Below are 17,170 nucleotides of genomic sequence, written 5' to 3'. Positions count from 1 at the left end.
GGCCACGGGGCGGCACCGGCGTTTCGGAAGCGAGCGGCCGGGGGCGACAGCCCCCTACGAGTGGGGATCCTGGGCGACTAGGCTGGCCCGTGTTGGGGCAGCCATTGGCGCCCGGCCGGCCGCTGGTGTCCGGTCCGGTGCGATTTCGAACCATCGCAAGACCTAGGAGACACCACCGTGTCAGACCGCAAGCCCATCGAGACCTGGCTGACCGACATGGACGGCGTCCTCATCCACGAGGGCGTGCCGATCCCCGGGGCCGACGCCTTCATCAAGCGCCTGCGTGAGTCCGGAAAGCCGTTCCTGGTGCTCACGAACAACTCCATCTACACCCAGCGCGACCTGCACGCCCGGCTTTCCCGGATGGGTCTCGACGTCCCCGCCGAGCACATCTGGACGTCCGCGCTGGCCACCGCCAAGTTCCTCGCCGACCAGCGTCCCAACGGCACCGCCTACGTGATCGGCGAGGCCGGCCTGACCACCGCGCTGCACGACGTCGGCTACGTGCTCACGGACACCGACCCCGATTTCGTGATCCTCGGCGAAACGCGCACCTATTCGTTCGAGGCGATGACCAAGGCCGTCCGCCTGATCAACGACGGCGCCCGGTTCATCGCCACCAACCCGGACGAGACCGGGCCGTCCGCCGAGGGCGCGCTTCCGGCCACCGGAGCGGTGGCCGCGCTGATCACGAAGGCCACGGGCGTGGAGCCCTACTTCGTGGGGAAGCCGAACCCGCTGATGATGCGGGCCGGCCTGAACGCCATCGGCGCCCACTCCGAGAACAGCGCGATGATCGGCGACCGGATGGACACCGACATCGTCTCGGGGATGGAGGCCGGGATGTCGACCTTCCTGGTCCTCACCGGCCTGACCCAGAGCACCGATGTGGAGCGCTTCCCTTACCGGCCGACCCGGGTGGTCGACTCGATCGCCGCCGTGGTCTACGTTTTGTGCGGGTGGACGTGATCCGTGGGTGGGGGCCGCCCGGGATAGCGGGGGGGGCCCCCGCCCGACTCCGCCACCCGTCCGCCGCCGCGGCCGGTCAGGCACCAGAGGCTGCCCCGACGCCGACCGGCCCCGTCTCCAGACCCGCGACGCCGGCCGGGGACACGGCAGTTCGGCCCCGTACTCACGTCCCGCTCAAGAGATCGTTCGCAGGGCGTTCCAAGCCGAAGCGTGTTATCCAATAAGGAGCGTGTGGCGGTCATCTGACAGGGGGAGCTACTGGTGATCAGGGTGCTTTTAGCCGAGGACATGACCATGGTGCGCAGGGCTCTGATGGCTCTCCTCGCCTACGAGGACGACCTCGAAGTCGTCGCCGACGTGGACCGCGGGGATCTGGTCATGCCGACCGCACTGGAGGTACGGCCTGACGTCGCCGTCCTCGACATCGACATGCCCGGGCTGGACGGCCTGCAGGCCGCGGCCGAACTGCACCGGAAGCTCCCGGAGTGCAGCACGCTGATCCTCACGGGGCTGGTGCGACCGGCTTACTTGCGCAGGGCGCTGTCCGCCCATGTGCTCGGCTACCTCGGGAAGGACGCCCCGGCCGAGGAACTGGCCGCAGCGATCAGGAAGGTGGCCAACGGGGAACGCGCCATCGACCCGGAACTGGCCCTGGCTGCCCTGGAGACGCGGGAGAACCCACTGACGCCCCGGGAATTGGACGCCCTTCGTCTCGCGGCGGAGGGGAATTCCGTCAGCGAGATCGCGGCCTGGCTGTTCATCTCGGCGGGCACCGCCCGCAACCACCTGGCCGCCGCGGTGTCCAAGACCGGAGGTCGCAACCGGGTGGACGCGATCCGGATCGCCGAGGAGATGGGCTGGCTGTCGACCGGCCCACGACGAGGCTGACACCCTCATACTGCCTCTCAGCGGGCCCCGGCAGGGCGCCGCCAGTGGCCGGTGAGGTCTCGATAGAGGCTTGATCTCGTCAGCAGTTCCTCATGGCTGCCCGCGACGGTGTCACTCCCGTCCATCACCAGGATCCGGTCCGCTCGCAGCGCCGAGCTCATCCGGTGTGCGATGACCAGCAGGGCCCCCGGGCGGTGGATGAACGCCTGCTCGGCCCGGGCCTCGGCGGCCGGGTCCAGATGGCAGGTGGCCTCGTCCAGGACGACCAGTCCAGCCGGGGACAGGTAGGCACGGGCCAGCGCGATCTGCTGGCGCTCGCCGGCCGAGAGCGCGGCGGGGGCGATCTCCGCCCGGTAGCCGCCGAGCCGTTCCACCAAGCGTTCCAGGCCGATGGCGGACACCGCCAGGTCGAGGTCCCTGGGCCCGGCGCCGGGGCTGAGGTAGCACAGGTTCTCGGCCAGGGTCCCAGTGAAAACGTAGGCCTCCTGCGGGATCAGGACCCGATGGCGGGCGAGTTCGGCGGGGTCGTCGGGCAGCGGACGCCCACCGAGGCTCACTTCGCCGCCGGTCGGCCGGAGCAGTCCGGCGATCAGGCCGGCCAGCGTGGACTTCCCGATCCCGCTGGGCCCGACCACCACCAGGTGCTCCCCCGGCCCGACCGTCAGATCGAGATCGCGGACCACCGGCTCGGCTCCGGGGCCGTAGGCGAAGCTGACGTTCCTCAGCTCGACGCCGTACGGGCCGTGCGCGCGGGGAGCGGAACCGACAGCCCGGGTGGCGGGTTCGGGCGGGGCGGACTCCAGGATGCGACGCAGGGTGACCACCAGCCGTACGCCGCTGCCGCCCAGGCCCTGGACCAAGCTCTGCAGGGCGGGTTGGAGGCCCTGCGTGATGTAGGCGACCGATCCGAGCAGCGCGCCGGCCGTCACCCCTCGGCCGGCCGGCCAGGATGCCGTGGACAGCAGTAGTACCAGCGGGAGCCAGCCACCGACGGCCAGTACGAGGGTGCGCTCGGCGGTCAGCCCGGCGACCCTCCGCGCCGCCAGTTCCTGTCGCCGGACCGCCGCCGAAAGCCGGTCGCGGGCCCATCGCTCGGCGCCGGCCGCGGTCACGTCGCGCAGACCGCCGATCACAGCGCCCGCCTCCGCGGCGAGGCCCTCGTCGGCCAGCAGCAGTTCGCGCTGGCCATCGGTCATGCTTCGGAGCATCAGCACGAGCAGGCCGACGGCGGCGAGTAGCGGTGGCAGCACGACGGCCAACACCAAGGGTTCCAGGACGCACATGCCCAGCAGGGCGCCGCCAATGCTGAAGACGAAGCGGCGGACGACCATGGTGATCCCCGCGTACGCCTCACGGACGATCTCCACCTGCTGGGTCAACCTGGCGACGCCCGCGGTGTCGGGCCGGCTCGGGGCCGTCTGTGCCGTCCGCAGCCCGCCGGTGACCACTCGCCGAACCAGGCCGTCCCGCAGCGGTTCCACCAGGGCCGCCAGTCGTGGATACACCTGGCGGGACGCCCATGCGCCGACGAAGACGACGACACCGAGCAGAGCAAGGTGGACCATGCCGACTGCCGGGCGGCCGGCGCCGAACCCGTCGTCGACCGAGCCGGCCACCAGTCGTCCGGTCGCGAACCCGGGCAGGGCCTCGACCGTCGACCAGAACACCAACTGCCCGACGACGCGCGGCCGGCTGCGCAGCGGGGTGAGCAGTTCGTTCCTGACCGAGACCTGCGACGCCACGTTCATGTACGCACCTCGGCGGAGTCGGCGGGTGCGGCACCCACGTCCTCGCCCGCAGGCGGGTGAGGCCGGAAGACGGCCCGGTACTCGGGCACGTCCCACAGCTCGCTGTGCGGGGCGATCCGCCGGATGCCGCCGCCGTCCAGCCAAGCCACCAGGTCGCACCCAGCAGCGGTGGAGGCCCGGTGGGCGACGATCAGGCGGGTACGGCCGACCAGTTGGGTGGTGAGCGCGGCGCTGACCCGGAACTCGGTCACGGTGTCCAGGCTGGAAGTCGCGTCGTCGAGCACCAGGACTCGGCCCTCGCGCGCGAACGCCCTTGCCAGTCCGATGCGTTGGGCTTCCCCTCCGGACATCGGCAGGGTCCGGAGATCAGTACGGTAGCCCTCCGGCAGCCGCTCGACGAAGTCGTCGATGCAGGCCGCCGCGGCGGCCCGGGCGATCCGCTTCTCCAGCACCACCGAAGGCGATGGTCTCCCCGAGCGTCCCTCCCAGCAGGGCCGGACGCTCGAAGGCGTACCCGATGGCGCCGCGCAGTTCCTCGCGCGACAGCCTTGGCAGCGGAACCCCGTCGAGCAGAACCACTCCGCCCTGAGGGTCGGTCCGCGAGCCTGATGCAGCCGAGGGCGTAGTGGTCGACGGCGAAGCCGGTCCGGTCACGCGGCGCCGCGTAGGCGGGGTTGCCGAGCGCGGGCTTGGTCTCCGCCTCGACTGCTTCCTCGACAGCCCGGCAGATCCCCAGCGCCCAGTCCGTGTACTCGGCGAGCTCGGCCGGGTCCGGCCGGGAACCGTTGTACGGGTATCGCCGACCGAAGAACTTGTTCAGCGGCTGGCCGTCCAGGAACTCCTCAACCAGGAAGTGGTGGTCGCCGACCACGAAGTAGTCGACCACCTTGGGCACGACGCTCAGCCCGGCGAGCCGTTCCAGGATGTCCCGTTCGTGCCGGAGCCTCTCGACCGCGTCCTTCCCGTCGTTGGTCAGGCCTGCGTAGGCCCTGGCTTCCTTGAGGACGATCGGAGCACCGGTGCGGATGTCCACGCCGGTGTAGATACCGCCGCCGTTGGAGAAGTGCAGCGCTCTCTCTATCCGGTACGGCAGGTCCTCGACGGTCTCCTTCTTCCGCGCCTCCTCCTGCGGGACCAGGAAATCCGGCAGCACCACCCACGGCGGGACGTGGAAGGCCGGCTCGCGCTTGTCCGGCACCAGTGTGCCGTCGGGTGCCTCGATGGCCTGGACCAGCGCGCCCTGTTCGGAGACCATGTGCCGCTCGGCGAAGCCGCCGTACCGCACATAGAGCGGGCCGTCGTTCCAGCGCAGGTCGCTCAAGATGTACGGACCGGCCTCACCGCCGATGCGTGCGTCCAGCGCGTCCAGAACGGCCTTCAACTGATCCACGTCGCGCGGGTAGACGGTGGCGAGCTTTCCACTGGCGCCCCGGTGCGCGTACTTCATGTTCCGGGTCTGCAGGATGTGCCGGCCGGACAGGTGCTTGAAAGGGATGCGCTCGGCGAAGCAGTGGTCCGATATCTCGTCGAGGATCCGGTCGGCGTTCTGCTGCCGGCCGGAGGCGTGGATCTTCCATCCCTGCTTGGGCAACGGCTCGCCGCCCTCGGGGCGGTAGACCACCCAGTCACCGTGCGGGATCCTGCTCCAGCTCGTCGGAACCGGCCGACCGGCGAGGGCGAATTCCAGGCCCTCCTCCTTCAGCTCGGCGGGCGAGTCGAAGAAGGTCGGATCGGCCATGCAGTATACGTCGTAGTGTTTGGACATTCACCCACCCCCGCGGCTTCTCCGAAAAGTGCCGATTCGGCCCGAACGACTCGGATTGAATCGACGGAAAGATTCAGCCGAAAACCTCGGCTGCGCTGCCGAAAAATCGGGCAGTGATATGGGTGGATTTGCTTGCCATGCCCCCGCAGCCCTCGTTCGACAACTTCGAACAAGGTCGATCCTTGCATCCGGGCGACACTTTGACCACGCCGCACCCCATGGAATGTCCCATGCGATTCTCATGGGTCCGACCGTGGATTTCCCACTCCAACCCCTTCCCTGGCTGCCGCATGGATGCGCCGACCGGCCCGGCCGTCACACCAGCGCGCGGTTTTGGCTAGGCTGACCACCGATAAGGGCCAGGACGGCGGCACACGAGGAGGGGATTCCCGTTTTCTCGCGGACTGCGGATTCCGACCATCCGGAACAGGGTCATTCCGTTTCCGACCCCGAGCCGGTGGTCCGGCTCGACGGAGTGAGCAAGGTGTACGGGCAGGGGGCGGGGGCCGTTCACGCCCTGCGCGAAGTGTCGATGCAGTTCCGGCGCGGCGGGTTCACCGCGGTGATGGGGCCGTCCGGATCCGGGAAGAGCACCTTCCTTCATTGCGCCGCCGGGCTCGACCGGCCGACGTCCGGGCGGGTCCGGCTGGCCGGCCAGGACCTGGCGGCGCTGACGCAGAAGGAGCTGACGATCCTGCGGCGCCGACGGATCGGTTTCGTCTTCCAGGCCTTCAACCTGCTGCCGTCGCTGACGGTCGAACAGAACATCACCTTGCCGCAGCGGCTGGCCGGGCGCCGGGCGGACAAGGCCTGGCTCGCGGAGATCGTCGAACGGACCGGCCTGACCGCACGGCTGCGACACCTGCCCGCCCAGCTGTCCGGAGGCCAGCAACAACGGGTGGCCATCGCCCGGGCCCTGGTGGCCCGGCCCGAGGTGGTCTTCGCGGACGAGCCCACCGGCGCGCTGGACAGCACCACCGGGAGCGAGGTCCTCGGGCTGTTCCGGCACGTGGTGAACGGGCTGGGCCAGACCGTGATCATGGTGACCCACGACCCGATCGCGGCCTCCCACGCGGACCGGGTCTACTTCCTGGCCGACGGCGGCTTCGCCGAAGTCCTGGAGCGGCCCACGCCCGAACGGGTCGCGGAGCGGATGACCCTCCTGGGAAGGCGCTGACGACATGCTCGTGTTGGCCTGGCAGACGGTACGCGTCCGGAAGGCAGGCTTCGCCGGCGCCTTCACCGCGCTGGCCCTCTCCATCACCCTGACGGCCGGCTGCGGGATCCTTCTGGAGTCCGCCTTGCGAACGGGCACACCCACGGAGCGCTACGTCGCGGCCCCGGTGGTGATCGGCGACTCGACCCGCATTCCGGACGCCGGACCGCTGACCGCCAGGCTCGCCACACTGCCCGGCGTAGCGGCGGCCCTCCCGGAGCTCTCCTTCCCGGCAGCCGCGATCACCGCGTCCGGGCAGACCCTGTCCGGCCCCCACGGCAGCGCCTCGCTCGGCCACTCCTGGACGAGCGCCGCCCTCGCCCCGTTCCGGCTGACTTCCGGTCACCCCCCGGCCGGTCCCGACGAGGTGGTCCTCGACACCGCCACGGCCACCCGCGCCGGGGTCACGGCGGGCAGCACCGTACGACTGGCCACCACCGAGGCGCCCCGTAGCTACACGGTGACCGGGCTGGCCGCACCACCACAGGAGTTGTCCCGCCAGAGTGCGCTCTTCTTCAGCCCTGAGCAGGCCGCCCGGCTCGCTGGGACGACGACCGGAGCGGATGCGATCGGGCTCATCGCGACGGAGGAGACCGACTCCCAGGCACTTGCCGAGCATGCCCGGCAGGCGCTCACCGAAGCCAGCCGGCAAGCCGGTGCCGGATACTCCTCCGGGCCCCAGGCGCTCACCGGCGACGAGCGGGGCGAGCTGGAGTTCTACGCCATGCCCGGCCCAGGAGACGGCCTCTCCTCGCTCGCCGGGACGATGGGCGTGCTGTCGCTGTTCGTCTCGGCCTTCGTGGTGGCGGGGGCGCTCGCGCTCTCCGTCCAGCAGCGACTGCGCGAGATGGCCTTGCTGCGGGCAGTCGGCGCCACCACCGGGCAGGTGCGACGGATGATCGCGCTGGAGACGCTGGTGTTGACCGTTGCGGCTGCGGTCGCCGGAGTCCCGGCCGGGATCGGCTTCGCCGCGCTGCTGCGAGGCGAACTGGTCGACCGCGGCGTGGTCAGCCCGAGCGTGCCGCTGCATGTCGGTCCGACCGCGCCCTTGATCGTCCTCGGCGGGGTCGTCGTCACCGCACAGTTGGCCGTCTGGACCGCCGCACGTCGGGCCTCCCGGATCGACCCCACCCAGGCACTGCGCGACTCCGCGGCACCGCCGCCGGGTATCGGCCGACTCCGCACCGTTCTCGGCCTCGTGACACTCGCCGTGTGCGGCGTGGTGCTGGCCGGATCGACGGACAGCCGCCGCGGGGCCGGCACGGCAGAGAGCATGGTGCTGGCGCTGCTGCTCGGGGTCGCGCTGATCGGTCCGTTGATCGGCCGGGTCGCCAGTGTGGCGGTCGGCGAACCGGTGGGCCGGCTCTTCCCGATCGCCGGGTTCCTCGCCTCTGCCGCCTTGCGGTCCCAGCCGCGCCGCTTCGCCGCCGCTGTCACCCCCCTGGTGCTGGCGGTGTCCTTCACCGGCACGGTGCTGTTCGTCCCGGTGATCAAGGCGCGGGCCAACGTGGCCGAGGACGGCCGACGGCTGCTGGCAGACCACGTGGTCCAGGCGAACGGTATCGGCCTCCCGCCTGAATTCGCCGCTGCGGCACGGAGGTTGCCGAGCATCGGGGCTGCCAGCGGCCTGGTGTCCGACTTCGTCATGGTGTCCGCCGACACCGACGGCGCCCTCGGGGTGGATGCCCGGATCGTGGACCCGCGGGGACTGGAGCTACTGGTCGACCCCGGGGTGACGGCGGGCTCGCTGGACCGGCTGGACGGCGAAAGCATCGCGTTGGGTAAACGTTCGGCCATCGACCTCAAGGTCGGCGTCGGTGCCACCGTCCGGATCCACTGGAAGGACGGAAGCGACAGCGCCGCCACCGTGGCGGCCGTCTACGAGCGGGACGCGCGGTTCGCGGACGCGCTGCTGCCCTCCGCCTTCGCCACCCCTCACGCCCTGACCCCGCTCGCACCAACCGTGTTGGTCCACGCCGCACCTGGCGTCGACCCTCGACAGGTGGGCCGGGAGCTTCAGGACCTCGCTTCGGCGTATCCAATGGCCCGAATCAGCGACCGGGCCGACTACGACGCGGCACGACGGCACCAACAAGAGGAAGCCACCGCGGGCGGCCGACTGCTGCTGGGGGTGATCAGCCTGTTCACCGCCATCGCCGTCGTCAACACGCTGGTGATGGCCACGACCGAGCGGCTGCGCGAGTTCGCGCTACTGCGGCTGATCGGCACCACGCGCCACCAGGTGTTCCGGATGATGGCCTGGGAGGGCGGAATCGCCGTCGCCGTGGCACTCGCCATCGGTGCGGCGGTCACAGCCGCGGTCCTGGTCCCGGTCAGTCTCGCCCTCACCGGTGCGGCCTGGCCTTCGTTGCCTGGGACTTGGGAGGCCGCGGTGCTGGGTGGGGCTGCACTGCTGGGGATGGGCACCGTCCTGCTGATCACCTGGCTCGCGCTGCGGCGGGATCCTGTCGAGACCATCGGGGTGCCCGAGTAGCGAGCTTCCCGAAACGGGTCAGGCGGCCTCGGAAGCCCCGGTCGCCCGTGTGGCGGCCCAGGGGGCCGAGACCTTGACGACGGCCGACAGGTGGAACCATCCGGACTCGGCCCGCCCGGCGGACAGCTGACCGCCGACGGCCAGCATCCGCTCCGTGAGGTTCTCGATCCCACGCCCGCCGCCTGGCTCCTTCGGTGCGTCGGCCGCCGGGACGCCGTCGTTGGAGACGGTCAGACTGACGGTGCCGAGCCCGTCCAAGCCCGCTCGGATCACGCAGCGCCGGGGCATGCTGTGTCGCAGCATGTTGGTGACGGCCTCCCGCACCACGGTGGCCAGCACCGCGTCCAGTTCCGGACGCAGCACCCCGCAGTCCAAGTCGACCTCGACGCTGACCCCGGCTGCCCGCAGCACGGAGGCGGCCGAACGCGACTCCCGCCCCAAGGACATGTGGAGGTCGCCGCTGGAAAGCAGGCGAGCGTCCGACATGGCCTGCCGCACCACGACCAGCACCTCGGAAATCTCCGCGTGGGCCTGCTTCGGGTCTTCCAGGACCAGCCTCTTGGCGAGTTGGCACTTCAGTGCTGCCACCGAGAGGCTGTATCCGAGCAGGTCGTGCAGATCCCGGGCGAAGCGCAGTCGCTCCTGGTCCACCGCGCGCTCCGCCAGCTCCGTCCGGACCGCCCGTAGCTCAGCCGTCAGATCGGCGAGTCGAGCCACCCCGTACACGACGATGCCGCCCACGGCAGCGGAGACGACAGCGCTGACGCACTGCCGCGTGTTCCCGCCCAAAGCCGCGAAGAGCGGGTACTGACCGGCGACCAGCAGGCCGAAGAGGATCCATGAGCGCGGCGGGGCCACGACCAGCACGACCGACCCGGCGAAAGACCCCGGGATACCGACCCACGCCTGGTCGAAGAACAGGAACGGCAGGTAGGTGAGCACTCCTTGGACGGCCAGGCTCCATGGCCACCACCGCCGCGCCAAGCGCCACGGGCCGGCGTGCACGATCTGGAGTCCGAGCAGAAGCACGAGGACGACGACAGCGGGCGCCTGGTACACCAGACCGTCGTGGTTGCCGATGGTGGCCACCACCGAGGCGATGAAGAAACCGGCAGCCACCATGACGACGATGCCCTGGGTGAGCCGCGAGAGCGGGTCGCTGCGCCCCGACGGTGCCCGGTGGCGGTCAGCGTCGGGTCGGTGTGCGCTGTAGTCCAATGCGAGCTCCCGGTGGACGACTTGGGATGCCGGCACGTGCAGGGCGCGCCACCCACACACGGCGCGCCCCCCACACGCCGCCCGCAAGCATAGTTCCCGTCGGCAACCCTTAGTTGACACTCCGTCAACAAAGGTGGGAACGTCCACGGCCGAACCTTCCGGGCGACTCCGCGCCGCCGTGATCCGGAGCGGGCGCACTTCGGAGACGTTCGCATTCTTCGCACATTCCCTGCTCGTCGAATGTCTCCGCGCCGCGCGATCCCGTTCCAACGGTTCGGTCGCAGGACCTCACGACAACATCGTGTCCCGATCGCGGTTCCCACCGCCGGGGACGCCGGGGGCGTCGGGGGCGGCCCGAGGATGCCGAGCAGGCCGGCCGGCGAACCGGCCGAGAACGGACCGGCGCGCGTACCGCGCGGCTGACGGACCCGCCACGCCCTCCGAGACGCTCAGCGCGACTCCGGCGAAGCGCCCGTTTGCGCCCGCTTTGGGTGGACCGGCCCCGCGTCGTGATTGAGTGGGGCCATGAACCAGCAGACGACTCCCGGTCCGTTCCGCGTCGGCCTGATCGGCTACGGTCTGGCCGGCTCCGCCTTCCACGCTCCGCTGATCGCCAGCACGCCGGGGCTGCGGCTGGACGCCGTGGTCACCGCCAACGCCGACCGGCGCGCGCAGCTGGCGCGCGAGCACCCCGGCGCCCGCGCCGTGGACACCCCCGAGCAGCTGCTCTCCGATCCGGACGCGCTCGACCTGGTCGTCATCGCCTCTCCCAACCGCACCCACGCCCCGCTCGCCCACGCCGCGCTGCGGGCCGGCCTGGCGACCGTGGTGGACAAGCCGCTGGCCGGCACCGCCGCCGAGGCGCTGGAGCTGTGCCGGCTCGCCGAGGAGCGGGGCGTGCTGCTCTCGGTCTTCCACAACCGCCGCTGGGACGGGGACTTCCTCACCGCGAGCCGGCTGGTGCGCGGTGGCGCGCTCGGCCGGGTGCACCGCTTCGAGTCCCGCTTCGAGCGCTTCCGCCCCAAGCCCAAGCCGGGCTGGCGCGAGCTGGCCGACCCGGCCGAGGTCGGCGGCACGCTGTACGACCTGGGCAGCCACCTGGTCGACCAGGCGCTGACCCTGTTCGGTCCGGTCGAGACGGTGTACGCGGAGATCGACGTCCGGCGCGACGGCGCGGTGGTGGACGACGACGCCTTCCTCGCCCTCACCCACGCCTCCGGCACCCGCTCGCACCTGTGGACCAGCGCCATCACCCCGCTGATCGGCCCCCGGCTGCGGGTGCTCGGGGACACCGCCGGCTACGTCAAGCCCGGCATGGACCCCCAGGAGGCCGACCTTCGGGCGGGCCTGCGCCCGGACGGCACCCGCCCCTGGGGCGCCGACCAGCCGTCGCACTACGGCACCCTCGGCACCGACGAGTCGGCGATCTCGCTCCCGACCGACCCGGGCGACTACCCCGCCTTCTACGCGGGCATCTCCGCCGCCCTGGCCACCCCGGGCACTCCGCCCCCGGTCGACCCGCGCGACGCGGTGGCCGCCCTCGCCGTGCTGGAGGCCGCCCGCGCCTCCGCCGCCACGGGGACGGCCGTCCGGCTGGGCTGAACGGCCCGCCCGGACCGATCGAAGACCTCCTCGACCTGCCGCCACGCCATCAGGGACACCATTCCTAAGATGATGAGATGAACAGTCAGCGGGGGCGGCAGATCGACATCGAGGAGCGCCGGCGGCGCCAGCAGGCGTGGTCCGCCGAACAGCGGACCCGCGAGAAGGAGTTCGACCAGCGCCTGAAGGCCCGGCAGGCCGAGGACCGCGAACTCCAGGCGAGCCTGTCGGTCACGAAGGAGCGGAAGGCCTGGGCCCGCGGCGAACGGGGCGGGTCGATCGGCCACATCGAGGCGACCGGGCCCGACGCCGTACCCGTACGGATCGCGGTGGTGTGGCTCGGACGGTTCGGGGCCACCGCCAAGCGACTGGACAACCACGACCCGTTCCGGCACATCGCCGGCACCCCGGACAGCGTCGAGGGAATCCTCCTGCTCGTCCCGCTCGCCGCCCTCGTCGGCCTGAACGTCGGAATCCGCTGGCTCGTCCTGCGGCTGCTCGGCCGCCCGCTGTGGGCCGTCGCCGCCAAGGCGGGCAGCGACCGGGGCGAGCGCGGCGGCAACACCGTCCTGCTGCGCACCCGCCACCGGGCGCGGGCCCTCACGTACGCGGCCGCGCTGGCCGACCGGGTCGAGCGGGACGGAACGGCCGCCCTCACACCCCGATGACCTCCACCGCCGATCCCAGCCCCCGGAAGTCCGCCACGTTGCGGGTGTACAGCGGCAGCCCGTGGGCCGAGGCGACCGCGGCGATCATCAGGTCTATCCGGCGCGGACGCGGCTGCCGGCCCGCGGCGATGGTGAGGGTGACCAGCGTCCCGTAGCGGGCCGCGGCCGCCGCGTCGAAGGGCAGCGGGTCGAAGTCCGCCATCGCCGCGCCCAGCACCTCCAGCCGGGCCGCCCGGCTGGCCGGGTCCCGGGCCATCGACACGCCCTGCTGCAACTCGGCGAAGGTGATCGCGGTCAGCTCCGGCACGGCCGGCAGGTCGGACGCGTTGAGCAGCGCCAGGTCGATGTAGACGCAGGTGTCCAGCACCCCGGCCGGCCGCCGCCGGGACGCTCTGCGGCGCTCAGCCACGTCGCCGCTCGAACGGGTCGTCGCCGTCGTCCCCCACCAGCTCCTCGGGCCCGAAGTACTCCTCGGCCTCCTTGCGCATCTGCTGGTAGTCCACCCGCGGCAGCTTCACGTGCCGCGCCACCAGCTCCTCCGCCGTGAGCCGTCGCCGCCCGGACACCGGTCGCAGCTCCGCGACCTCGACCCCGTTCCTGGTGATGTGGAAGGTCTCCCCCGCCTCCACCGCGTCCATCACCGCGGCGGAGTTGTTCCGGAACTCCCGCTGGGTAATCGTCTTCATCCCTCCAAGGTAGCCCCGCGTAGCACCCTCGGCTACGGCCGTGCGAGCAGAAGAAGAATGCCCCGCGGAAACGGGAACTCGGCGGCCCCCTGGATCGTCCTGCCTTTACGTCCGGGACTAAGACGCCGAGGGGGGAGCCCGCCGTGACCATCGTCGCGATACTGCTGGGCCTGCTCCGGGTGCTGACCGGGGAGCTGGTGGCCGACAGTGGGACGCTGGCGTCCGTCGCCACCGTCGCGGCCGTGGCCCTGGTGGCCGGGACGGTCGCCGGGGCGCTGGCCGGGGCGCGACTGCTGGGGGCGCGGGCGCCGGCGACGGTGCGCAGCGGGATGCTGCGTCGCCGGGCGTTCGGTACGGCTTTCCTCCCGCAGCGTGATCCGGACGCCCGGGGCAGGCGTCGCCCCAGGGCGCCGGGAGCGGCCCCGGCGGCCGCGTGAGCCCGTGAAGTCCGTGAATCCGTAAGTCCGAAGTCCGTCACGGCTCCCGCGCGGCCGTCCTCCGTCGATCACTCGTGTCCCGAGACCCCGGAGGGCTCGCTCCACCATGTCCGTTCTCGCTGTTCTCGACCCTGCCGTCGCCGTCGCGCACGCCGTGGTCGCCGCCATCGCCCACGTCCTGCCGACCGCGTCGGCCATCGTCCTGTTCACCGTCGCCGTCCGGCTGGCGCTGCACCCGCTGGCGCGGGCGGCGGCGCGCGGGGAGAAGGCCCGGGCCACCCTGGCCCCGAAGGTCGCCGAGCTGAACCGGAAGTTCGAGGACCGCCCGGAGAAGCTGCGGGAGGCGATGGCCGAGCTCTACCGGAAGGAGCAGGTCTCGCCGTTCGCGGGGTGCCTGCCGATGCTGGTGCAGATTCCGTTCTTCTCGGTGATGTACCGCCTGTTCACCACCCCGAACGACCTGCTGGACCACACCCTGTTCGGGGTGCCGCTCGGTCTGCACGTCTCGGGCGCGCACGGCGCCGGGCAGTGGGCGGTGTTCGGGGTGCTGTTCGCCGGGCTGGCGGCGGTCGGGTGCGTCAACTTCCGCCGGGCCCGACGCGCGGCGGCGGCCGCGGCCACCAAGGCCGAGGCCTCCGCGGGAACAGGGACCAAGGCGGCGCGGCCCGCCCCGCAGCCGGGGGCGGCTCTGCTGCCGTACCTGTCGTTCGGGTCGGTGCTGTTCGCGGCGCTGGTGCCGGTGGCCGCCGTGCTCTACCTGCTGACGGCCGGGGTCTGGTCGGCCGCCGAGCGGGCCTGGCTGTACCGGGACGGGACGCCGGTTCCGGCCGCCGCACTGGTGGGCTGACCCGGCACCGGACGCGTCAGGACACCGAACGCGTGGGGACACCGAACGCGTCAGGACACCGGACGCGTCAGAAGTGGCGCAGCAGTTCGGGGAAGGCCCCGAGCTGCAGCGTCGCCTCGTCCGGGCCGAGTTCCACGTGCTCCAGCACCCAGGTGTGCTCGTGCGGGATGAAGACGGTGCGCAGCCCGGCCCGGCGGGCGGGGGCGATGTCCGACTTGGGCGAGTTGCCGATCATCCAGGTGCGGCCCGGGTCGAGGTCGAGCTCGGCGGTGAGCTGCCGGTAGGTGTCGACCGACTTCTCGGCGACGATGTGGACGCCGCGGAAGTGGTGGTCGATGGCGGACTCGGCCACCTTGCGCCGCTGCTCGCCCTGGTCGCCCTTGGTGAGCAACAGCAGCTGGTGGCGGTCCGCCAGGGCGGCCAGGGTGTCCGCGACGCCTGCGATCAGTTCGATGTTCCGGCTGGTCAGCGGGGTGAGCAGTTCGTCGATCCGGGCCTGGTCGGCCGCCGTGGGAGCGCTGCCGCCGAGCCGCTGGAGGCAGTCGGCGAGGCTCTGCCGGAAGACGGTGGCGCCGTAGCCGAGGGTGGCGGAGTTGCCGGCCTCGATCTCGTTCAGCAGGGCCCTGGTGCTCTGGTGCTCGGCCGGGGCGGCGACCCAGTCCAGGAAGCCGTCGATGACCCGCTCGAAGAGGACGTTGTTCTCCCAGAGCGTGTCGTCGGCGTCGAAGATCAGGATCTGGTCGGTGTGCATCCGGTGCGTCTCCAACGGATTCGAGGGGGTTCAGGGGAGCAGCAGGGGAGCGGCCCGGTCGAGGGTCTCACGGAGGTTCTCCTCGGTGGTCCGCCGCTTGGCGTCCGCGACGGTCAGCCACTCCAGCGGGGAGGCCGGGTTCTCCGGGCGGGCCGATTCCGGGGTGTCGGTGGCCAGCAGGAAGCGCAGGTCGGCGTGCTCGTGCGCGGGCTCGGTGGGCGAGGCGGGGACGGGCACCACGGCGACGTGGACGAGCGCCGGTCCGGGCCACGGGGTGAGGTCGGTCAGACCGGTCTCCTCCAGGCCCTCGCGCAGGGCGATGTCCAGCGGCCGGGTCTCCCCCGGGTCACCGTGACCGCCGACGTGCAGCCAGGCCTGCTGGCGGACGTGCCAACGCAGCAGGACGCGGCCGGTCGGCGGGTGGACGATCAGCGCGGAGGCGGTGAAGTGGAGCGGGAAGGTGCCCCTGCCCCAGGCGTCGGCGACGTCGAGGAGCCGGCGGGCCCGCTCGTGGTCGGCGGTCTCCACCGGGCCCCGCGGGCGGTGGTCGTCCAACAGTCGGGCCAGGTCGGGGCCGTACGACGGGCCACCCGTGGTCACCATGGGTCTGCTGCTCCTCGTTCCGCTCCGGGCCGCGCGGAGCCTTTCAACCGGCGCGCGGAGGCGGGCGGTTGGGGAACGCGGCGGTCGAGCCCGGGGCCTTCGGGTTCCGGCGAACCCGCGCAGCCTAGCCCGGGGGCGCTCGGGGGCCCACCGGTTTTCGCCCGGGTTCCATCCGGGTTCCGCCCGGGTTCCGCCCGGGTTCCGCCCGGGTTCCGCCCGGGTTCCGTCCGGGTTCCGTCCGGGCGCGGGAATGCCGGAGCGTCGGCGCCGGGGGGCACGAGGCGCGGGACGCGAGGCGCGGGCTCGACGGACGTTCCACCGGAGGACATCCGCCGTACCACCGGCGGCATACCGGCTGGTCCGGGCGTTTCCCCGGAGGCCGTAGCCTGTGGTGATCGTTTCGGGACAGGTGGAAGGATTCGTCATGGTGGCTGCTCCGGCACTCGCCGAGCTGCGCGAGGTGTGCCAGCCGCAGGCAAAGATCCAGAGCCGCAACGGCGAGCACTGGGCGGGCAGGCTGTACATGCGGGCGGTCTCGCTGCGCACCACCCGGCAGCTGGTACGCACCTCGGTGTCGCCGAACACCCTCACCTGGGTGATGGTGGTGTGCGGGGTCGGCGGCGGCGCGGCCCTGCTGATCCCCGGTCTGACCGGGGCGGTGCTGGCCGTCGTGCTGTTCCAGCTGTTCCTGCTGTTCGACTGCGTGGACGGCGAAGTGGCGCGCTGGAAGCGCCAGTTCAGCATGGCCGGGGTGTACGTGGACCGGCTGGGCGCCTACCTGGCGGACGCCGCGCTGATGATCGGCGCGGGCGTCCGGGCGGCGCGCGGCGGGTCGGAGCTGTGGGTGTCGGCGGGCCTGGCCGCCGCGCTGGGCGTGGTGCTGCTCAAGGCCTCGACGGATCTGGTGGACGTGGCCAGGGCCCGCAGCGGGCAGCTCCCGGCCACCGAGGAGTCGACCCAGCCGCGCTCCCAGGGCATCGCGACGGCCCGCAAGGTGGCCTCGCTGTTCAAGATCCACCGGGTGACCAACGGCATCGAGGCCTCGCTGGTGCTGCTGGCGGCGGCCGCGGTGGACGCGGGGCTCGGCAACCTGGACGCGACGCGGTGGACGCTCGTGGGGATCACGGTGATCACCTGGGGCATGGTGGTCGCCCACCTGGCGTCGATCCTGTCCTCCTCCCGGCTTCGCTGAACCGAGGAGCGCCCTCGCCGCTCGCGCGTGCCCCGCGTGGGAAGTCGACTCCACCGACTTCCCACGCGGGGCACGTCACTTCACCG

17 protein-coding genes are annotated in these 17,170 nt (G+C 71.9%); 9 read left to right on the top strand and 8 right to left on the bottom strand.

The genetic code is table 11. The annotated features are described in order from the left end of the window. Positions 1-177: 177 nt before the first annotated feature. Positions 178-969 (top strand): HAD-IIA family hydrolase, encoded by a 792-nt coding sequence (locus tag ACFRMQ_RS23335; RefSeq protein WP_380732504.1) that lies wholly within the window; start codon positions 178-180, stop codon positions 967-969. 261 nt (positions 970-1,230) lie between these two features. Beyond that, positions 1,231-1,857: a DNA-binding response regulator gene (locus ACFRMQ_RS23330; protein ID WP_380732503.1), complete on the top strand. Its 627-nt coding sequence runs from the start codon at positions 1,231-1,233 to the stop codon at positions 1,855-1,857. Positions 1,858-1,874: 17 nt separating this feature from the next. Here ACFRMQ_RS23330 and ACFRMQ_RS23325 read toward each other — a convergent pair whose 3' ends face one another. Genes ACFRMQ_RS23325 through ACFRMQ_RS23315 form a run of 3 tightly spaced genes read right to left on the bottom strand, consistent with a single transcriptional unit; the run spans position 1,875 to position 5,370 of the window. After that, a complete protein-coding gene (locus tag ACFRMQ_RS23325) occupies positions 1,875-3,605 on the bottom strand; it encodes an ABC transporter ATP-binding protein (RefSeq protein WP_380732502.1) in 1,731 nt (576 codons plus the stop codon). Beyond that, complete coding sequence (locus tag ACFRMQ_RS23320) at positions 3,602-3,961, bottom strand: ATP-binding cassette domain-containing protein (RefSeq protein WP_380732505.1); 360 nt, start codon at positions 3,959-3,961, stop codon at positions 3,602-3,604. The genes ACFRMQ_RS23325 and ACFRMQ_RS23320 overlap by 4 nt, the downstream gene beginning before the upstream one ends. After that, positions 3,853-5,370 (bottom strand): hypothetical protein, encoded by a 1,518-nt coding sequence (locus ACFRMQ_RS23315; RefSeq protein ID WP_380732501.1) that lies wholly within the window; start codon positions 5,368-5,370, stop codon positions 3,853-3,855. The genes ACFRMQ_RS23320 and ACFRMQ_RS23315 overlap by 109 nt, the downstream gene beginning before the upstream one ends. A 475-nt stretch (positions 5,371-5,845) precedes the next feature. On the opposite strand from ACFRMQ_RS23315, the gene ACFRMQ_RS23310 reads away from it, so the two are divergent. Both ACFRMQ_RS23310 and ACFRMQ_RS23305 read left to right on the top strand, forming a co-directional pair. Next, positions 5,846-6,547, top strand: a complete 702-nt coding sequence (locus ACFRMQ_RS23310) for an ABC transporter ATP-binding protein (protein ID WP_380732500.1) — start codon at positions 5,846-5,848, stop codon at positions 6,545-6,547. 4 nt (positions 6,548-6,551) lie between these two features. Continuing rightward, positions 6,552-9,080: an ABC transporter permease gene (locus ACFRMQ_RS23305; RefSeq protein ID WP_380732499.1), complete on the top strand. Its 2,529-nt coding sequence runs from the start codon at positions 6,552-6,554 to the stop codon at positions 9,078-9,080. Between the two features lie 18 nt (positions 9,081-9,098). Here ACFRMQ_RS23305 and ACFRMQ_RS23300 read toward each other — a convergent pair whose 3' ends face one another. Next, positions 9,099-10,298: a sensor histidine kinase gene (locus tag ACFRMQ_RS23300; protein ID WP_380732497.1), complete on the bottom strand. Its 1,200-nt coding sequence runs from the start codon at positions 10,296-10,298 to the stop codon at positions 9,099-9,101. 525 nt (positions 10,299-10,823) lie between these two features. On the opposite strand from ACFRMQ_RS23300, the gene ACFRMQ_RS23295 reads away from it, so the two are divergent. Both ACFRMQ_RS23295 and ACFRMQ_RS23290 read left to right on the top strand, forming a co-directional pair. Continuing rightward, complete coding sequence (locus ACFRMQ_RS23295) at positions 10,824-11,900, top strand: Gfo/Idh/MocA family oxidoreductase (RefSeq protein WP_380732496.1); 1,077 nt, start codon at positions 10,824-10,826, stop codon at positions 11,898-11,900. Between the two features lie 77 nt (positions 11,901-11,977). Beyond that, entirely contained in the window at positions 11,978-12,568 is a 591-nt protein-coding gene (locus ACFRMQ_RS23290) for a hypothetical protein (RefSeq protein WP_380732495.1), read from the top strand. Here the strand turns inward: ACFRMQ_RS23290 and ACFRMQ_RS23285 are convergent. After that, positions 12,555-12,977 carry a type II toxin-antitoxin system VapC family toxin gene (locus tag ACFRMQ_RS23285; RefSeq protein WP_380701554.1) on the bottom strand — a complete coding sequence of 141 codons (423 nt, stop codon included), beginning with the start codon at positions 12,975-12,977 and terminating at the stop codon, positions 12,555-12,557. The genes ACFRMQ_RS23290 and ACFRMQ_RS23285 overlap by 14 nt on opposite strands. Next, complete coding sequence (locus ACFRMQ_RS23280) at positions 12,970-13,254, bottom strand: type II toxin-antitoxin system Phd/YefM family antitoxin (RefSeq protein ID WP_363583686.1); 285 nt, start codon at positions 13,252-13,254, stop codon at positions 12,970-12,972. The genes ACFRMQ_RS23285 and ACFRMQ_RS23280 overlap by 8 nt, the downstream gene beginning before the upstream one ends. A gap of 143 nt (positions 13,255-13,397) precedes the next feature. On the opposite strand from ACFRMQ_RS23280, the gene ACFRMQ_RS23275 reads away from it, so the two are divergent. Beyond that, complete coding sequence (locus ACFRMQ_RS23275; RefSeq protein ID WP_380732494.1) at positions 13,398-13,691, top strand: DUF6412 domain-containing protein; 294 nt, start codon at positions 13,398-13,400, stop codon at positions 13,689-13,691. Positions 13,692-13,797: 106 nt separating this feature from the next. Next, a complete protein-coding gene (locus ACFRMQ_RS23270; RefSeq protein ID WP_380732493.1) occupies positions 13,798-14,538 on the top strand; it encodes a YidC/Oxa1 family membrane protein insertase in 741 nt (246 codons plus the stop codon). A gap of 67 nt (positions 14,539-14,605) precedes the next feature. Here ACFRMQ_RS23270 and ACFRMQ_RS23265 read toward each other — a convergent pair whose 3' ends face one another. Continuing rightward, positions 14,606-15,289 (bottom strand): HAD family hydrolase, encoded by a 684-nt coding sequence (locus tag ACFRMQ_RS23265; protein ID WP_380732492.1) that lies wholly within the window; start codon positions 15,287-15,289, stop codon positions 14,606-14,608. Positions 15,290-15,319: 30 nt separating this feature from the next. Beyond that, complete coding sequence (locus tag ACFRMQ_RS23260) at positions 15,320-15,892, bottom strand: NUDIX hydrolase (RefSeq protein WP_380732490.1); 573 nt, start codon at positions 15,890-15,892, stop codon at positions 15,320-15,322. 424 nt (positions 15,893-16,316) lie between these two features. Between ACFRMQ_RS23260 and ACFRMQ_RS23255 the strand changes: the two genes are divergently transcribed. Further along, positions 16,317-17,084 (top strand): CDP-alcohol phosphatidyltransferase family protein, encoded by a 768-nt coding sequence (locus ACFRMQ_RS23255; RefSeq protein ID WP_380732489.1) that lies wholly within the window; start codon positions 16,317-16,319, stop codon positions 17,082-17,084. The last annotated feature ends 86 nt before the right edge of the window (positions 17,085-17,170 follow it).

It is taken from the genome of Kitasatospora sp. NPDC056783, from assembly GCF_042789895.1.
In the GTDB taxonomy this organism is placed as follows: Bacteria; Actinomycetota; Actinomycetes; order Streptomycetales; family Streptomycetaceae; genus Kitasatospora.
This window is presented reverse-complemented; position numbering and strand designations above follow the sequence as displayed.